Source organism: Pseudomonas sp. TUM25319 (assembly GCF_056388475.1).
In genome coordinates, this window is the sequence record NZ_CM150751.1 from 5431332 (window position 1) to 5449211 (window position 17880).

A 17880-nucleotide genomic window follows, 5' to 3' on the forward strand; every position below is an offset into this window, starting at 1 on the left:
AAGCTGCAAGCTGCAAGAGAAAGCGGTGGCGACGCTACTCGCTCCTCACTTGCCGCTTGCAGCTTGAAACTTGCAGCTTCAGTTGCCGATCTCCACCCTGCCCTCGTTCAACCGCACGGCCCATACCCGCAGCGCCTGGCTGTCATCCTCCAGGCAACGACCGTCGCGCAGGCTGTAATGCTGCTTGTAGAGCGGTGAAGCCACCACCAGCTCGCCTTGCAGACTGCCGATCAATCCACGCCCGATCACATTGGCCCCGGACTGCGGATCATGGTTGTCCAGGGCGTAGACCTCGGTTGGCGCGCCGGGCAGGTGAAACAGCGCGACCTGCGCGCCCTCGTGCCAGACGACCACGCCGGACTGGGCCACCAGGTCCGCCTCGGCGCAGACCGCGGTCCAGGTGATGGGTGCGTGTACCGCTACGTTCGACAGGCTCATCAGACTACCTCCTCGATGGTCGGGATCAGGTGGAGTTCGGCCGCCGCGATGGGCCGGCGCTGGCCACGCTCGCGGACGAAGTGCACGTCCGGATCGGCGCGGTGATCGTTGACGAAGGTGCGGAAGCGCTTGAGCTTTTCCGGGTCCTTCAGGGCGTTGGCCCACTCGCATTCGTAGCGGTCGACCACATGCTGCATCTGCGCTTCCAGCTCGGCGGCAAGGCCCAGGCTGTCGTCGAGGATCACCTGCTTCAGGTAGTCCAGACCGCCCTCCAGGTTCTCGCGCCAGACCGAGGTGCGCTGCAGCTTGTCGGCGGTGCGGATGTAGAACATCAGTACGCGGTCGATGAGGCGCACCAGGCTGTCGTCATCCAGGTCGGTGGCGAACAGTTCGGCGTGCCGCGGGCGCATGCCGCCGTTACCACAGATGTACAGGTTCCAGCCCTTCTCGGTGGCGATTACGCCGATGTCCTTGCTCTGCGCCTCGGCGCACTCGCGGGTGCAGCCGGACACCGCGAACTTGAGCTTGTGCGGCGAGCGCAGGCCCTTGTAGCGGTCTTCCAGCAGCAGGGCCATCTTCACGCTGTCCTGTACACCGTAGCGACACCAGGTGCTGCCGACGCAGGACTTCACCGTGCGCGTCGATTTGCCGTAGGCGTGGCCGGTCTCGAAGCCGGCGGCGATCAGTTCTTCCCAGATCAGCGGCAGCTCGTGCAACTGGGCACCGAACAGGTCGATGCGCTGGCCGCCGGTGATCTTGGTATAGAGGTCGTATTTCTTCGCGACTTCGCCAATGACGATCAGCTTGTCCGGGGTGATCTCGCCGCCGGGAATCCGCGGCACCACCGAATAGGTGCCGTTCTTCTGCATGTTGGCCATGAAGGTGTCATTGGTGTCCTGCAGCGGTACCAGCGCCGGGTCCATGATCGGCTGGTTCCAGCACGAAGCGAGGATCGAACCCACGGTGGGCTTGCAGATATCGCAGCCGACGTGGCCCTTGCCGTGGCGTTCGAGCAGTTCGGCGAAGCTGCGGATCCCCTCGACCCGCACCAGCCCGTAAAGCTCCTGACGGGTGTAGGCGAAGTGTTCGCAGAGGCTCTTGTCCACGGTCACGCCGCGGGCGGTCAGTTCGTGCTCGAAGACCTGCTTGAGCAGCGCCGCGCAACCACCACAGCCGGTGGCGGCCTTGGTGCAGCCCTTGACGGCGGCGAGGTCGCCGCAGCCGCTGTCGATCGCAGCGCAGATCGCCCCCTTGCTGACGTTGTGGCAGGAGCAGATGGTGGCACTGTCCGGCAATGCATCAGCGCCCAGGGCTGGGGCGCCGCCGGATTGCGGCAGGATCAGCCCGGCGGGGTCGGCCGGCACGGCGATACCGTTCTGCACGTACTGCAGCAGGGTGTCGTAGTAGCTGTTGTCGCCCACCAGTACGGCGCCGATCACCCGCTTGCCGCTGGCATCCAGCACCAGCCGGCGATAGGCACTGCCGGCCTCGTCGATGAAGCGGTAGCTGCGCGCACCGGGCGTGGCACCGTGGGCGTCGCCGATGGAACCCACATCGACGCCGAGCAGCTTGAGCTTGGTGGACATATCGGCGCCGGCAAACGCCGTGGACGGTTGCCCGGCCAGCGCGGCGGCGAGATTGCGGGCCATGCTGTAGCCCGGAGCGACCAGGCCGAACACACTGCCGTTCCACGACGCGCACTCACCGATGGCGAAGATCCGCGGGTCACTGCTGCGGCAATCGCCGTCGATCACCACGCCACCACGGGGCGCCACCTCCAGACCGCAGGCTCGCGCCAGGGCGTCCTGCGGACGGATACCGGCGGAAAACACGATCAGGTCGGTTTCGAGGAACTCACCGCCGTCGAAATTCATCCGGTAGCGGTACGCCTCGCCGGCAACGATGGACTGGGTCGCCCGCGACAGGTGTACGCCAACGCCCAGCGCCTCGATCTGCGCCCGCAGCGCGGCACCGCCCTCGCCGTCGAGCTGCACCGGCATCAGGCGCGGCGCGAACTCCACCACATGTGCTTCCAGCCCGAGGGACTTGAGGGCATTGGCCGCCTCCAGCCCGAGCAGGCCGCCACCGACTACCACGCCGCGCCGTGCGCTGGTGGCGGCGGCACGGATGCCGTCGAGGTCATCGAGGGTGCGATAGACCAGCCGCGCCGCGTCTTCGGAGCCCTGGATCGGCGGCACGAAGGGATAGGAGCCCGTGGCGAGGATCAGCCGGTCGTAGGCATAGCGGCCTTCGGGAGTCACCACCTCGCGGCGCTCGCGGTCCACCTCCAGCACCGCCTCGCCCAGATGCAGGATGATGCCATTGTCTGCGTACAGCCCCGCCTCGCCGAGGGCGAGCGCCTCGGCATCGCTGCCGCTGAAATACTCCGACAGGTGCACGCGGTCATAGGCGCGCTGCCGTTCCTCGCCGAACACCCGCACCTCGAAGCGGGCCAGGGCGCCGCGTTCGATCAGTTGCTCGACGCAGTGATGGCCCACCATGCCGTTGCCGACAATGACCAGCTTCTCTCGTTGTTCGATGGACGCGATGGCGTTCATATCCGGTTCCTCACGGTGCGGGGCGAGCCCTGAAAAAAACACAAAAAAAAGCGCCTGGAGCCGAAGCTCCAGGCGCCTTTGCCTGGTCTTGAATCGTTATGGAGTCCGTGGCGGTGATCGACGTTGACCACCTGGGACGTTGTGAGTGGGTAAAAGCAGGGAGTGTGCCAAGTGGCGAAACAGCCTGAAATCCGAGGGGCTGGCGATCATGAGGCAGTGAAATCGAACCATGCTGGTGCAGACTTCACCGTTATGGCGCATTTTCTTGCAGCGACATCACTGCAGTAATCGCCGGCAACGCCGGCTTCCACAAAGTCCCGGCATCCCCCCGAAATCAATACACATCCCGCAGATACCGCTTGTCCCGACTCAACCCGGCCACATACAACGCGGCATCCTCGGCGCTCATCCGCCCTTGCTCGGCCACTACGGCCTTCAGCGCCGCATCCACATCCCTGGCCATGCGCCCGGCGTCTCCACAGACATAGAAGAAGGCTCCGTCTTGCAGCCACTGCCACAGTTCGGCGCCCTGCTCACGCATGCGCTGCTGGACGTAGATCTTTTCTGCCTGATCCCGGGAGAACGCGGTGTCCAGGCGGGTCAGCAGGCCGCTTTCCTGCCAGGCCAGCAACTCGTCGCGGTAATAGAAGTCGCAGGCCTGGCGTTGCTCGCCGAACAGCAGCCAGTTGCGCCCGCTCGCCTGCCGCGCCTGGCGCTCTTGCAGGAAGGCGCGAAACGGCGCGATACCGGTGCCGGGGCCAACCATGATCACCGGCAGGCGATCATCCGCCGGCAGGCGAAAGTGCGCCGAGGGCTGCGGGAAGATCGCTATCTTCAGTTCGTCGGCGCGGTCGGCGAGGAAGCTGGAACACACCCCCTTGCGCCGACCATAGCGCACCGTGGACATCGTCAGGTGAACCTGACGCGGATGCAGCCTGGGGCTGGAACTGATGGAGTACAGTCGCGGCTGCAACGGTTTGAGCAGCGTCAGCCATTCGGTCAGCGACAGGGACAACGGAAACTCGGCCAGCAAGTCCGGCAGTTGCCGCCCCCACAGCCAGTCCTTCAGGGCGTCCTTGTCGGTCGGCAAGGCGCCTTGTGGATGCTGTGCGGCAACCCGCTCCAGTATCTGCGGGGTGATGCGGGTGATCTCCAGATGCTCGGCCAGCGCGGTGGCCAGCGGCATCGGTGACTGTCCCTTGAGGGTCACTTCAGCACTACCGTTGAGCCCGCTGCGCGCCAGCCACTCGTCCACCAGTGTCGGACAGTTGCGTGGCCACACGCCGAGGGCATCGCCCGCTTCGTAGGTGAGCCCGCTGTCGCCGAGGTCGAAAACGATCTGCCGGGTTTCCTTGCTGGCACCGGCAGCATTGAGCAGGCGGTTTTCCAGCAGTCGCGCCGGCAGTGGCGCCTGTTTGCTGAAGGCGACGGTTTCGACCTCGGTCACTGGCGCCGTCACGGGCACTGCGGCCAGCTTGCCAGTCAGCGCCTGCAACCAGCCGGCAAAAGGCTCGTCGAAATCCGGCTCGCAATCGACCCGCTCCAGCAAGCGCTGTCCACCCAGTTCGGCCAGGCGTTGATCCAGCTTGCGACCGAAGCCGCAGAACTGGTCGTAACTGGAATCCCCCAACGCCAGCACGGCGTAGGGGCGCTTTGCCCAGCCCGCATCGCCCTGCAGGGCCTGCCAGAACGCCGCACCGCTGTCGGGCGCCTCGCCGTCACCGAAGGTGCTGGCGATCAGCAACAGACTGGCAGCGTCACCGGCCTGTGCGGGAGTGAACGCCTCCATGCATGTCAGTTGCACTTCCAGCCCAGCGCCACGCAGGGTGCTGGCACAACGTTCGGCCAGCGCCTCGCTGTTGCCGGTCTGCGAGGCCCAGAGCACCAGGTGCGCAGGTGCAGCCAGGGCTACGGGGGCGTCCAGCGGCACCACGGCGGTGGTTGGCTCGCTGCGGGAATACAGGCCGGCCAGCACGCCGTCGATGAAAAGCCGCCGCGCCGGCGCCACGGGCGCGCTGGCCGGCAGCACCGGCACGCCACCGGGCTGCGCCGCGTCGAGTCCGAGGAGGAAGCCATGCAGGTAATGCTGTTCGCCGTCGGCCAGGGCCATGGCAGGGGTGGCGCCCAGGCCCAGGACCTGGCGCAAGGTATTGGTGGGCATCGACCGGCTCTCCTCGGGGATGGCAGGGTTCAGTTCAAGGACGTCGAGACGCTCGCCGCTGACTCGGGTCAGGGCCACGGCGCAATGTTTGAACGCCGGCTGCAGCGACACCGGGTCCACCGCGTCGCAGGTCACGGCGTTGATCGCCAGGTGCTCGCCGTACAGGTCGTTCCAGTGGAACGGCGCAAAACAGTTGCCGGCCATCACCCGCGCGCTGATCCGCGCCGGCAGCACCGCCTGGCCGCGGCGCGAGCGGATTTGCACCTGGTCCTTGTCGGCGATGCCCAATGCAGCGGCGTCGGCGGGGTTGAGTTCGAGAAACGGGCCGGGATCGAGCTTGTTGAGGCTGGCGACCTTGCCGGTCTTGGTCAGGGTGTGCCACTGGTGCTGGACGCGGCCGGTGTTAAGCACCAGCGGGTAGGATTCGTCCGGCAGTTCGGAGGGCGGCAGCCAGGGCCGGGCAAAGAAACGTGCCTTGCCGTTGGCTGTGGCGAAGCTGATCGACGGGCGCTGGCCGTCGGCCACTTCCCGCAGGTGCTGGCTCAGGCCGTTATTGAGGTAGCGCAGCGGGCTGCGGGCGTCGTCGCGGCCCGGCTCGCAAGGCCATTGCCGTGGGCCGGCGCGTAGTTTTGCGTAGTCCAGGCCGCGCAGGTCGTAGCCGGTGGCGGGGTTCCAGGCCGCACGGATCTCGTCGAACACGGCTTCGGCGCTGGCGTAGCTGAAACCCTCGGCGTAGCCCATGGCACAAGCGACCCGGGCGATGATCTGCCAGTCCGCCAGGCTGTCGCCGGGGGCGTCCACGGCCTTCGCGGTGAGGGTCAGGTTGCGCTCGGAGTTGATCATCACACCTTCGGACTCGGCCCACAGCGCGGCGGGCAGGAGGATGTCGGCGTAACGGTTGGTTTCGGTATCGAGAAACGCGTCCTGGCTGATCACCAGCTCGGCGGCGCGCAACCCGTCGATCACATTCTGGCGGTTGGCGACGCTGGCCACCGGGTTGCTGCAGATGATCCAGCAGGCCTTCACCTGCCCGGCGGCCATCTGTTCGAACAGACCGACAGTGCCCTCCCCGGCTTCGGCCCGCAGGCTGCCGGCAGGGAGCTTCCACAGGTCTTCGATGAAATGGCGGTCGTCTGCCACCAGGGCCGAGCGCTGCCCTGGCAGGCCCGGGCCCATGTAGCCCATTTCCCGTCCGCCCATGGCATTGGGCTGACCGGTCAGCGAGAACGGACCGCTACCTGGCCGGCAGATCGCGCCGGTGGCCAGGTGCAGGTTGCACAGGGCGTTGGTGTGCCAGGTGCCGTGGATACTCTGGTTCAGGCCCATGGTCCAGCAGCTCATCCAGTCCTTTGCCGCGCCGATCCAGGCGGCGGCCTGGCGGATATCGGCTTCGGCGAGCCCGCTGATTTCAGCCACCCGCGCCGGGGTGTAGTCGGCGAGAAAGGCCGGCATTTCGTCCCAGCCTTCGGTGTAGCGGGCAATGAAGTCGTTGTCGGTATGGCCGTTTTCCAACAGCAGGTGCAGCAGGCCGTTGATCAGTGCCAGGTCGGTGCCGGGGCGGACCTGCAGGAACAGGTCGGCCTTGTCGGCGGTGGCGCTGCGCCGCGGATCGACCACGATCAGCCGGGCGCCGGCCTTGAGCCGGTCGAGCAGACGCAGGAACAGGATCGGGTGACAATCGGCCATGTTCGCGCCGATGACGAAGAACACCTCGGCCTGCTCGAAGTCCTGATAGCTGCCCGGGGGCCCGTCGGCGCCCAGCGACAGCTTGTAGCCACTGCCGGCGCTGGCCATGCACAGCCGCGAGTTGGATTCGATATGACGGCTGCGGATAAAGCCCTTCACCAGCTTGTTGGCCAAGTACTGGGCTTCCAGCGACATCTGCCCGGACACGTAGAGCGCCACAGCGTCGGGACCGTCACGGTCGATGATCTCGCGCAAGCGCCGGGCGGTCTGTTCGATGGCCTGATCGATCCCCAGGCGCACCGGGTCGCGCTGGCGCTGTTCGCGGGCGAACGCCCATTCCATCCGTCCGGACTCGCGCAGCGGCTGATGACAACTGAGGCCCTTGGTACAGAGCCGGCCGAAATTGCTCGGGTGCTGCTTGTCACCGCTGACCTTGGTCACGCGGTTATCGGTCACGCTCATGACGATGCCGCAACCGACACCGCAATATGGACAGACACTGCGCACCGTCGTGCTGGTCATGACCCTGACTCCCCTGCCTTGCGCAAAAACAAAAAGGCGCCCTGCCGCTCCCTCCTGAATATCCAGGTGGAGCGGCACGGCGCCTTTGTCGTGAACGGGGCAATCGACGTTGATTGCCTGATGCGCAGGTCAAAGCAAGGGCCGCGCCAGAATGCCGTGGGCCTTGTTTTACGGGGTACAGGGACGATTAGCGGGAAATGCCTGCACCGCCTTGGTGAGCCGTGCACCACGGGGTGGCGTGCGATGCCGAAAAAATCGCAGGCACAAAAAAAGCGACCCTAAGGTCGCTTTCTTCGTTGCTTCCGGGTGTTCAGTGGGCCCTGGAAGCTAAATATGGCGCAGCGGACGGGACTCGAACCCGCGACCCCCGGCGTGACAGGCCGGTATTCTAACCGACTGAACTACCGCTGCGCGTAACACTGAGAAGTGGTGGGTGATGACGGGATCGAACCGCCGACCCTCTGCTTGTAAGGCAGATGCTCTCCCGGCTGAGCTAATCACCCATCGTCTCGGTGTGGCGCGCATTCTACGGAGCACCTCATGGTCTGGCAAGCACTTTTTTAAATTTTTTTTCCAAGCGTTCCAAAGACTTAGCAGAACTTGGCCTGAGCCCTTCGCTCAGAGAATAATGCGCCCCTTATGTAGAGAGGAGAGATCCATCCCATGTGGTTCAAAAACCTGCTGAGCTACCGCCTGACCCAGGACATTCCGTTCGATGCCGAAGCGCTTGAAGCCGCACTGGCCACCAAGCCTGCCCGCCCATGCGCCAGCCAGGAGTTGACCACCTACGGTTTCGTCGCCCCGTTCGGCAAGGGCGAAGACGCACCCCTGGTGCACGTCAGTGGTGACTTCCTGCTGATCGCCGCACGCAAGGAAGAACGCATCCTGCCAGGCAGCGTCGTGCGCGACGCGGTCAAGGAGAAGGTCGAGGAGATCGAGGCCGAGCAGATGCGCAAGGTCTATAAAAAGGAACGCGACCAGATCAAGGACGAGATCATCCAGGCGTTCCTGCCGCGTGCCTTCATTCGTCGCGCCACGATCTTCGCCGCCATCGCGCCGAAGCTGGGCCTGATCCTGGTCAACTCGGCCAGCGCCAAGCGCGCCGAAGACCTGCTCTCGACCCTGCGTGAAGTCATGGGCTCGCTGCCGGTGCGTCCGGTCACCGTGAAGATCGCGCCGAGCGCCACCCTGACCGACTGGGTGAAGAACCAGCAGGCGGCACCGGACTTCTATGTCCTGGACGAGTGCGAACTGCGCGACCCGCAGGAAGATGGCGGCATCATTCGCTGCAAGCGCCAGGACCTGACCAGCGAAGAAATCCAGATGCACCTGGGCACCGGCAAGCAGGTCACCCAACTGGCCCTGGCCTGGCAAGACAAGCTGTCGTTCGTGCTGGACGACAAGACCATCATCAAGCGCCTGAAGTTCGAGGAATTGCTGCAGGACCAGGCCGAGGAAGACGGCGGCGACGAGGCCCTGGGCCAACTGGACGCCAGCTTCACCCTGATGATGCTGACCTTCACCGAGTTCCTGCCGGCGCTGTTCGAAGCGCTGGGCGGTGAAGAGATTCCGCAGGGGATCTGATGAAAAGACGGGGCCGCATCTGCGGCCCCGTTCATTTGTGCAGCATTTGCCCTTCGCACCAATCCTGTGCACCATAGTGCGCTCTGCGAGGACGGCCTCGCGACGCACCGCGTCAACATCCGGGGACGGCCCCATCACCTGATGGAGTATCACGCATGTCCTGGATCATCCTGTTTTTTGCCGGCCTGTTCGAAGTCGGCTGGGCGGTCGGCCTTAAATACACCGACGGCTTCACCCGCCCGCTTCCCACTGTCCTCACCGTGGCCGCCATGGCCATCAGCCTCGGCCTGCTCGGCCTGGCCATGAAGGAACTGCCGCTGGGCACCGCCTATGCCATCTGGACCGGCGTGGGAGCCGTGGGCACGGTGATTGCCGGAATCATTCTGTTCGGCGAGTCCATGGCCCTGGTCCGGCTGGTCAGCGTGGCGCTGATCGTTGCCGGCCTGATCGGGCTGAAGGTCAGCGCGAGCTGACCTTCGTCATCCGCCGTTAGCGGATTTCTCCACGCAGCGCCCCTACCCGCTCGCGCAGCAGCGCCGGCTCCGCCTGCTCACCCGGAACAGCGGTGCCGGCCACCAGCGTCACCCGCGACCAGAAGCGGCGGAAAAAGCCCTTGGCCGGGTCGCGGCTGAAGAAACTCCCCCACAACCCCTGCAACGCCAGCGGAATCACCGGCACCGGCGTGCGTTGCAGGATCAGCTTCACCCCGCCCTTGAACTCATCGATCTCGCCATCGCTGGTCAGCTTGCCTTCGGGGAAGATGCACACCAGCTCACCGTCCTCCAGGTACTGGGCAATCCGCTCGAATGCGCGCTCGTAGGTGGCGAGGTCTTCGTTGCGCCCGGCAATGGGAATGGCCCCGGCGGTACGGAAGATGAAGTTGAGCACCGGCAGGTTGTAGATCTTGTAGTACATGACGAAACGCATCGGCCGGCGTACGGCGCCTGCGATCAGCAGCGCATCGACGAACGACACATGGTTGCACACCAGCAGCGCCGCGCCTTCGTCGGGAATTTGCTCCAGGTCCCGATGCTTGACCCGATACATCGAGTGGCTCAATAGCCAGATCATGAAGCGCATGCTGAATTCGGGAACGATGCGGAAGATATAGGCATTGACCGCGATATTCAGCAGCGACACCACCAGGAACAACTGGGGAATCTCCAGCCCGGCCGCGCCCAGCAGCACCATGGTGACGATGGCCGAGACCACCATGAACAGTGCGTTGAGGATGTTGTTCGCGGCGATCACCCGGGCCCGCTGGTCTTCCGGAGTGCGCGCCTGGATCAGCGCGTACAGCGGCACGATATAGAAGCCACCGAATACGCCGAGGCCGACGATCGACAGCAGAATCCACCAGGCCTTGGTCATGCCCAGCAGCGCCAGCCAGCCGTAGGGCGCGTCACCCGCCGGGATATCACCGGAATGCCACCACCAGAGCAGACCGAACAGGGTCAGGCCGAAGGAGCCGAACGGCACCAGGCCGATTTCCACCTTGCGCCCGCTGAGCCGCTCGCAGAGCAGCGAGCCCAGGGCGATGCCCACCGAAAACAGGGTAAGGATCAGGGTCACCACGGTTTCATCGCCGTGCATCCACACCTGGGCGTAGGCAGGGATCTGTGTCAGGTAGATGGCGCCGACGAACCAGAACCACGAGTTGCCGACGATGGAACGGGATACCGCTGGCGTCTGGCTCAGCCCCATGCGCAGGGTCGCGCCGGTCTGGGCGAAGATGTTCCATTGCAGCTTCAGTTGCGGCGAGGCCGCAGCCGCGCGGGGAATGGCGCGGCTGGCGAGGTAGCCGAGCACTGCGGTGCCGACGATGCCGGTCGCCACCACCGGCGCGTAGCCGCTGGCGGACATCATGACCCCGGCGGCGATGGTGCCGGCGAGGATCGCCAGAAAGGTGCCCATCTCCACCAGACCGTTGCCGCCCACCAACTCCTCCTCGCGAAGGGCCTGGGGCAGGATCGAGTACTTCACCGGGCCGAACAGCGCCGAGTGGGTGCCCATGGCGAACAGCGCCAGGAGCATCAGCCACAACTGGTTATAAAGGAAGCCGACCGCACCGATGGCCATGATCACCACCTCGGCCAGCTTGATCGCGCGGATCAGCGCGTCCTTGGCGTACTTCTCGCCGAACTGCCCGGCCAGGGCCGAGAACAGGAAGAACGGCAGGATGAACAGCAGCGCGCACAGGTTGACCAGCATGGAGCCGTCGCCGCCGAGGCTGAGTTTGTAGAGGATCGCGAGGATCAGCGACTGCTTGTACAGGTTGTCGTTGAAGGCACCCAGCGACTGGGTAATGAAGAACGGCAGGAAGCGACGCTTCTTGAGCAAGGCGAACTGCGAAGAGTGACTCATCGTCCGTGTACCTGAGTGGGGCTTTGTGGTTTGAGGCGCCGGGCGCGGGAAAAGCCACACTTTGCCGGATTGACGCACCTTCGTTCCACCCCTGTGGCCGCATCGCTGGCAAAGCCAGCTCCCCCGGGGCCGTGTGCTGCTTTTCCCGGAAGAACTGGCTTTGCCAGCGATGCGGCGTGGGCGTCAGGCGGGTTTGTGCGTGCAGTCGGCAATACAAGGCGACACAAAAAGCTCGCCTCGCCAGGCCCCGCGCAGTGTCCGCCAGGCCACCAGTGCCCACATACCGATCAGCGCCAGCACCAGCACCCCGCCCAGGGTCTGGAAGAAGCCCAGCTTCAGCCACAGCGCCAGCTTCAGGGTCGCCAGGGCATACACGCCCAACGGGAAGGTGAAGCCCCACCAGCCCAGGTTGAAGGGCATGCCCTGCTGCAGATGACGCAGGGTGATCAGCACCGCCGTCAGCAGCCACCAGAAACCGCAGCCCCACAGCACGATGCCGGCGATCAACCCCAGGCCGCGGGCGACTTCGCCGAAACCGGCCAGGCCGTTGGCGTCGAAGATCGCCGGGGCCGCACCGCCGAGCAGCAGCATGCCGAGAGCGCCGGTGCCGATCGGGCCAAGGGCCAGCCAGCTCGACGCCGCCATGTGCGCCGGCGGCAGCTTGTGCAGGACCATGCGCAAAATGAGGATGGTCAGGATGCTGAATGCCACTGGCAGCGACACCGCCCACAGCACGTAGCTGGTCACCAGCACCTGGAACTGCCGCGCAGCATCGTCCAGATGCACCGCCAGCAGGCCGCCGCTGGCCGCCGCGACTTCCGCCGCCACCACCGGCAGCAGCCAGACCGCCGTCATCTGGTCGATGCTGTGCTCCTGGCGGGTGAACATCAGGAACGGGATCGCCACCCCACACAGCAGCGCCAGGCCGACATCCAGCCACCACAGTGCTTCGATCCAGGGCAGGATGCCCTCGCCGAAGCGTGCCAGGCCGAAGACCATGGCACCGTTGAGCAGAGTCGCCAGCGCCATGGGAATGGTGCCGAAGAACATCGAGACAGTGGAATGGGTGAAGATCCGCCGCGCCTCGTCGAAGAACAGCAGCCAGCGTGCGCCGTACAACAGACTGAACAGCACGAACAGGCCGATCGCCAGCCACCACAGACCTTCGGCAACACCCGCCAGCCACGGCATCGATTGCGGCAAGGCCAGCGCCAGCACGCCGGTGCCCATGACCACGGCGAACCAGTTCGGGGTGAACTGGCGGATCACTTCGCGGGGATGCGCCAACTGATTGAAAGGCACCAAGGGATGAGTAGCGTTCTGGCAGGGCATGAGGGTTGTCTCCTGTCCTCTGATGAGGTGGAAACGAGCTTACAATCTGAAGGAATATCCATATAACGGGTATTTTCTCTATCTGTTATCGGTTTTACCGATAAATAACCCTCTACAACCCCTTCCGAGCGTCTGAAACAGCCCTTTGCTGCGACACCCCGCCACTGCGACCTTGGTCGGCGCTGACGAAGTGCTGGCGGCATGCCAGACTGATTGATCGAGGTTCGTCGCCCATGGCGTCGAGCTCATTTTTCGTCCGGAGTCGTCATGTCGTTGTCCAGCGGGCTGATCGCGGTGGTCGCCCTGGCCTATATGGCCATCATGTTCGCTATCGCCTTCTACGGCGACCGTCGCAGCACCCCGCTGCCGCCGCGCCTGCGCGCCTGGGTCTACAGCCTGTCGCTGGCGGTGTACTGCACCAGCTGGACCTTCTTCGGTGCCGTCGGCCAGGCGGCCGAACAACTCTGGGCCTTTTTGCCGATCTACCTCGGCCCGGTGCTGCTGCTGATCTTCGCGCCCTGGGTGCTGCAGAAGATGGTGCTGATCAGCAAACAGGAAAACATCACCTCCATCGCCGACTTCATCGCCGCCCGCTACGGCAAGTCACAGACCCTGGCCGTGGTGGTGGCGCTGATCTGCCTGGTGGGCGTGCTGCCTTATATCGCTCTGCAATTGAAAGGCATCGTGCTCGGCGTCAACCTGCTGATCGGCGCCAACGCCGACGCCACCGGCAGCCGCGTACAGGACACCGCGCTGGTGGTGTCGCTGGTGCTGGCGCTGTTCTCCATCGTCTTCGGCACCCGCAGCCTGGACGTGACCGAGCACCACCGTGGCATGGTCCTGGCCATCGCCTTCGAAGCCATCGTCAAACTGCTGGCCTTCCTCGCCGTCGGTGCCTTCGTGGTGTTCAACCTGTACGACGGTTTCGACGACCTGTTCAGCCAGGCCAAGGCCTCGCCGGCCCTCGACGCCTACTGGCAGGAGACCATCAACTGGCCCTCGATGGTGGTGCAGACCGGGGTGGCGATGATGGCGATCATCTGCCTGCCGCGGCAGTTCCAGGTCACCGTGGTGGAGAACATCGAGCCCCAGGACATGCGCATGGCGCGCTGGGTGTTCCCGATGTACCTGGTGCTGGCCGCGCTGTTCGTGGTGCCGATCGCCCTGGCCGGGCAGATGCTCCTGCCGGGCACGGTGATCTCCGACTCCTTTGTCATCAGCCTGCCGCTCGCCGAAGCCCACCCGAGCCTGGCCTTGCTGGCGTTCATCGGCGGCGCCTCGGCCGCCACCGGCATGGTCATCGTCGAGGCCGTGGCGCTGTCGACCATGGTTTCCAACGACATGCTGCTGCCCTGGCTGCTGCGCCGCAACGCCGCCGAGCGCCCGTTCGAAGCCTTCCGCCACTGGATGCTCACGGTGCGCCGGGTGACCATCGTGGTGATCCTGCTGCTGGCCTACGTCAGTTACCGCCTGCTGGGCTCCACGGCGAGCCTGGCGACCATCGGCCAGATCGCCTTCGCCGCCGTCACCCAGTTGACCCCGGCCATGCTCGGCGCCCTGTACTGGAAGCAGGCCAACCGCCGCGGTGTATTCGCCGGCCTGGCCACCGGCACCTTCCTGTGGTTCTACACCCTGGTGCTGCCGATCGCCGCCCACAGCGTCGGCTGGTCGCTGGAGCTGTTCCCGGGCCTGGCCTGGCTGCACGGCAACCCGCTGGACCTGCCGATCACCCCGCTGACCCAGGGCGTGGTGCTGTCGCTGGCGGGCAACTTCATCGTCTTTGCCTGGGTATCGATCCTGTCGCGTACCCGGGTGACCGAGCACTGGCAGGCCGGGCGCTTCATCGGCCAGCAAAGCAGCGCACGACCGAGCCACCGCACCCAACTGGCAGTGCAGATCGACGACCTGCTGCACCTGGCCGCACGCTTCGTCGGCGAGGAACGGGCACGGCAAAGCTTCATTCGTTTTGCCTACCGCCAGGGCAAGGGCTTCAACCCCAACCAGAACGCCGACGGCGAATGGATCGAACACACCGAACGCCTGCTGGCCGGTGTGCTGGGCACCTCCTCGACGCGGGCGGTGGTGAAGGCGGCCATCGAAGGCCGCGACATGCAGCTCGAAGACGTGGTGCGCATCGCCGACGAAGCCTCGGAGGTGCTGCAGTTCAACCGCGCCCTGCTGCAGGGCGCCATCGAAAACATCAGCCAGGGCATCAGCGTGGTCGACCAGTCGCTGCGCCTGGTGGCCTGGAACCGCCGTTACCTGGAACTGTTCAATTACCCGGACGGCCTGATCAGCGTCGGCCGGCCGATTGCCGACATCATCCGCTACAACGCCGAACGCGGGCTGTGCGGCCCCGGCGAAGCGCAGGTCCATGTGGCCCGGCGCCTGCACTGGATGCGCCAGGGCCGCGCCCACACCTCCGAGCGGCTGTTCCCCAATGGCCGGGTGATCGAACTGATCGGCAACCCGATGCCGGGTGGCGGCTTCGTCATGAGCTTCACCGACATCACCCCGTTCCGCGAAGCCGAGCAGGCCCTCAAGGACTCCAACGAAAGCCTCGAGCAGCGGGTTGCCGAGCGCACCCGCGAGCTGTCGCAACTGAACCTGGAACTGACCCAGGCCAAGAGCCACGCCGAGGCGGCAAACAAATCCAAGACCCGCTTCCTCGCCGCGGTCAGCCACGACCTGATGCAGCCGTTGAACGCCGCCCGGCTGTTCTCCGCGGCGTTGTCACACCAGGCCGAGGGGCTCTCGGGCGAGGCCCAGCAACTGGTCCAGCACATGGACAGCTCGCTGCGCTCGGCCGAAGAGCTGATCAGCGACCTGCTGGACATCTCGCGCCTGGAAAACGGCAAGATCACCCCGGATGCCAAGCCCTTCGCCCTCAGCGAACTGTTCGACACCCTGGGCGCCGAGTTCAAGGTGCTGGCCCGCGAACAGGGCCTGGACTTCCGCCTGCGCGGCAGCCGCCTGCGGGTCAACAGCGACATGAAGCTGCTGCGGCGCATCCTGCAGAACTTCCTGACCAACGCCTTCCGCTATGGCAAGAGCCCGATCCTGTTGGGCGTGCGGCGCAACAAGGATCATCTGTGGCTGGAAGTCTGGGACCGCGGCCCCGGCATCGCCGACGACAAGCTGCAAGTGATCTTCGAAGAGTTCAAGCGCCTGGACAGCCATCAGACCCGCGCCGAAAAAGGCCTGGGCCTGGGCCTGGCGATCGCCGATGGCCTGTGCAAGGTGCTCGGCCACCCACTGGAAGTGCGCTCATGGACCGGCAAGGGCAGCGTATTCCGGGTCAGCGTACCGCTGGCCAGCAGTCGCGCGCCCGAGCCGGTGAAACCGGCCGAGCAGGCCGGGCAGCCGCTGGCAGGCCTGCAGGTGCTGTGCGTGGACAACGAAGACAGCATCCTGATCGGCATGAACAGCCTGCTCAGCCGCTGGGGCTGCCAGGTCTGGACTGCGCGCAACCGTGACGAGTGCGCAACCCTGCTCGACCAGGGCCTGCGTCCGCACCTGGCGCTGGTGGATTACCACCTGGACGACGGCGAAGTGGGCACGGAACTGATGGCCTGGCTGCGTACCCGCCTCGGCGAACCGGTACCTGGCGTGGTGATCAGCGCCGACGGCCATGGCGAAACCACCGCCAAGGTCCATGCCGCCGGGCTCGACTACCTGAGCAAGCCGGTCAAGCCGGCCGCCTTGCGCGCGTTGCTCAATCGCCACCTGAGCCTGGTGCAATAGGGGCGTCGTTGGCCGGATCGCTGTCGCCGGCGCCCATGGCCTTTTCCAGCAGGTCGGCCGGCAGGCTCTTGCTGGCCCGGGCGCCGAGCAGCTTGAGCTGTTCGCTGCGGCTGATCAGGTTGCCGCGCCCCTCGCACAGTTTGTTGCGCGCTGCGGCATAGGCCTTGTCCACCTGCTGCAGGCGGTTGCCCAGCTCGTCCAGGTCCTGGATGAACAGCACGAACTTGTCGTACAGCCAGCCTGCCCGTTCGGCGATCTCGCGGGCGTTCTGGCTCTGCCGCTCCTGCTTCCACAGGCTGTCGATGACCCGCAGGGTCGCCAGCAGCGTGGTCGGGCTGACGATCACGATCTGCCGGTCGAAGGCTTCCTGGAACAAGCCCGGCTCGGCCTGCAGCGCCGCCGAGAACGCCGCTTCGATGGGCACGAACAACAGCACGAAATCCAGGCTGTGCAGGCCATCCAGCCGGTTGTAGTCCTTGCTGGAAAGCCCTTTGACATGGCTGCGCAGCGAATGCACATGCTGCTTGAGCGCCGCCTGGGCGACATCATCTTCGGTGGCGCCGACAAACTGCTGGTACGCGGTGAGGCTGACCTTGGAGTCCACCACCACCTGCTTGTCGCCGGGCAACAGGATCAGCACATCGGGCTGGAAGCGCTCGCCATCGGCGCTCTTGAGGCTGACCTGGGTCTGGTATTCGCGGCCCTTCTCCAGGCCGGCGTGCTCCAGCACCCGCTCGAGGATCAGCTCGCCCCAGTTACCCTGGGTCTTCTGGCCTTTGAGGGCCTGGGTCAGGTTGGTGGCTTCGTCGCTCAGGCGCAGATTGAGTTGTTGCAGGCGCTCCAGTTCCTTGCCCAGGGAAAAGCGCTCGCGGGCTTCCTGCTGGTAGCTTTCCTCGACGCGTTTTTCGAAGGACTGGATGCGTTCCTTGAGCGGATCGAGCAACTGCCCGAGGTGTTGCTGGCTGGTCTGGGCGAAGCGCTGCTCGCGCTCGTCGAAGATCTTCGTGGCCATTTCGGCGAACTGGGCGCGCAACTCGTCACGGGAGCCCTGCAGGTCGGCGAGGCGTTGCTGGTGGCTGTCCTGCTGCTCCCGCAGTTCGGCCTCGAGGGCCGCACAACGGGCGTCGAGGCGACGCAGCTCGGCTTCACGGGCAGTGCGTTCGAGGTTCCAGGCATGGGCGGCATCGCGGGCGTTGTCGCGGTCGATCTGCAGCAAGTCCAGCTCACGGGCCTGGGCGGCAAGGTTGGCCTGCTTGACTGCGTTGGCCTGGCCGAGGTCGCTGATCTCGTCGCGGCTGGCCTCCAGTTGCGCCTGCAATCCTTCCTGGGCCAGCAGCGCGCTGTTGAGGCGCTCTTCCTGCAAGGCCAGTTGCGCCTGGCGATCCGCCTGCCCTCGCTGCCAGCGCAGCAACAATGCGGCGGACGGTACCAGCGCCAGCACCACGCCCAGCATCACGCTGGCCAGATCCAATGCAACCATCGACAGCATGC

At 65.4% G+C, this 17880-nt stretch carries 9 protein-coding genes and 2 tRNA genes; 3 read left to right on the forward strand and 8 right to left on the reverse strand.

What is annotated here, in order from left to right; translation table 11 throughout:
- Window positions 1–78: 78 nt before the first annotated feature.
- The 5 genes from nirD to AC05QJ_RS24545 form a co-directional block, all read right to left on the reverse strand.
- Complete coding sequence (gene nirD / locus AC05QJ_RS24525; protein WP_476743832.1) at window positions 79–438, reverse strand: nitrite reductase small subunit NirD; 360 nt, start codon at window positions 436–438, stop codon at window positions 79–81.
- Window positions 438–2996, reverse strand: a complete 2559-nt coding sequence (gene nirB, locus AC05QJ_RS24530) for a nitrite reductase large subunit NirB (RefSeq protein WP_476743833.1) — start codon at window positions 2994–2996, stop codon at window positions 438–440. Before nirB ends, nirD begins: the two co-directional genes overlap by 1 nt.
- Before the next feature lie 334 nt (window positions 2997–3330).
- The gene (locus AC05QJ_RS24535) at window positions 3331–7365 is read right to left on the reverse strand and encodes a molybdopterin-dependent oxidoreductase (protein ID WP_476743834.1); all 4035 of its coding nucleotides are present in this window, start codon (window positions 7363–7365) and stop codon (window positions 3331–3333) included.
- A 334-nt stretch (window positions 7366–7699) separates the two neighbouring features.
- Window positions 7700–7776 (reverse strand) — tRNA-Asp (locus AC05QJ_RS24540).
- 16 nt (window positions 7777–7792) lie between these two features.
- Window positions 7793–7868: transfer RNA gene (locus tag AC05QJ_RS24545), tRNA-Val, on the reverse strand.
- Window positions 7869–8028: 160 nt separating this feature from the next.
- Between AC05QJ_RS24545 and rdgC the strand changes: the two genes are divergently transcribed.
- Window positions 8029–8949 (forward strand): recombination-associated protein RdgC, encoded by a 921-nt coding sequence (gene rdgC, locus AC05QJ_RS24550; RefSeq protein ID WP_476743835.1) that lies wholly within the window; start codon window positions 8029–8031, stop codon window positions 8947–8949.
- A 155-nt stretch (window positions 8950–9104) separates the two neighbouring features.
- Entirely contained in the window at window positions 9105–9422 is a 318-nt protein-coding gene (sugE, locus tag AC05QJ_RS24555) for a quaternary ammonium compound efflux SMR transporter SugE (protein WP_476743836.1), read from the forward strand.
- A gap of 16 nt (window positions 9423–9438) precedes the next feature.
- Here the strand turns inward: sugE and AC05QJ_RS24560 are convergent, their stop codons facing one another.
- Window positions 9439–11313, reverse strand: a complete 1875-nt coding sequence (locus AC05QJ_RS24560) for an MFS transporter (RefSeq protein WP_476743837.1) — start codon at window positions 11311–11313, stop codon at window positions 9439–9441.
- A 183-nt stretch (window positions 11314–11496) separates the two neighbouring features.
- The gene (locus AC05QJ_RS24565) at window positions 11497–12645 is read right to left on the reverse strand and encodes a TDT family transporter (protein WP_476743838.1); all 1149 of its coding nucleotides are present in this window, start codon (window positions 12643–12645) and stop codon (window positions 11497–11499) included.
- A 267-nt stretch (window positions 12646–12912) separates the two neighbouring features.
- On the opposite strand from AC05QJ_RS24565, the gene AC05QJ_RS24570 reads away from it, so the two are divergent.
- Window positions 12913–16389, forward strand: a complete 3477-nt coding sequence (locus AC05QJ_RS24570; protein WP_476743839.1) for a PAS domain-containing hybrid sensor histidine kinase/response regulator — start codon at window positions 12913–12915, stop codon at window positions 16387–16389.
- On the opposite strand, the gene AC05QJ_RS24575 is transcribed toward AC05QJ_RS24570, so the two are convergent.
- The gene (locus tag AC05QJ_RS24575; RefSeq protein ID WP_476743840.1) at window positions 16361–17878 is read right to left on the reverse strand and encodes a DNA recombination protein RmuC; all 1518 of its coding nucleotides are present in this window, start codon (window positions 17876–17878) and stop codon (window positions 16361–16363) included. The two genes, AC05QJ_RS24570 and AC05QJ_RS24575, sit on opposite strands and share 29 nt — an antisense overlap.
- Window positions 17879–17880 lie beyond the last annotated feature (2 nt).

Coding starts and splice junctions, on each gene's coding strand:
- rdgC (WP_476743835.1), top strand. CDS start 8,029: ATGTGGTTCAAAAACCTGCTGAGCTACCGCCTGACCCAGGACATTCCG.
- AC05QJ_RS24560 (WP_476743837.1), bottom strand. CDS start 11,313: ATGAGTCACTCTTCGCAGTTCGCCTTGCTCAAGAAGCGTCGCTTCCTG.
- nirB (WP_476743833.1), bottom strand. CDS start 2,996: ATGAACGCCATCGCGTCCATCGAACAACGAGAGAAGCTGGTCATTGTC.
- AC05QJ_RS24570 (WP_476743839.1), top strand. CDS start 12,913: ATGTCGTTGTCCAGCGGGCTGATCGCGGTGGTCGCCCTGGCCTATATG.
- nirD (WP_476743832.1), bottom strand. CDS start 438: ATGAGCCTGTCGAACGTAGCGGTACACGCACCCATCACCTGGACCGCG.
- AC05QJ_RS24575 (WP_476743840.1), bottom strand. CDS start 17,878: ATGCTGTCGATGGTTGCATTGGATCTGGCCAGCGTGATGCTGGGCGTG.
- AC05QJ_RS24535 (WP_476743834.1), bottom strand. CDS start 7,365: ATGACCAGCACGACGGTGCGCAGTGTCTGTCCATATTGCGGTGTCGGT.
- sugE (WP_476743836.1), top strand. CDS start 9,105: ATGTCCTGGATCATCCTGTTTTTTGCCGGCCTGTTCGAAGTCGGCTGG.
- AC05QJ_RS24565 (WP_476743838.1), bottom strand. CDS start 12,645: ATGCCCTGCCAGAACGCTACTCATCCCTTGGTGCCTTTCAATCAGTTG.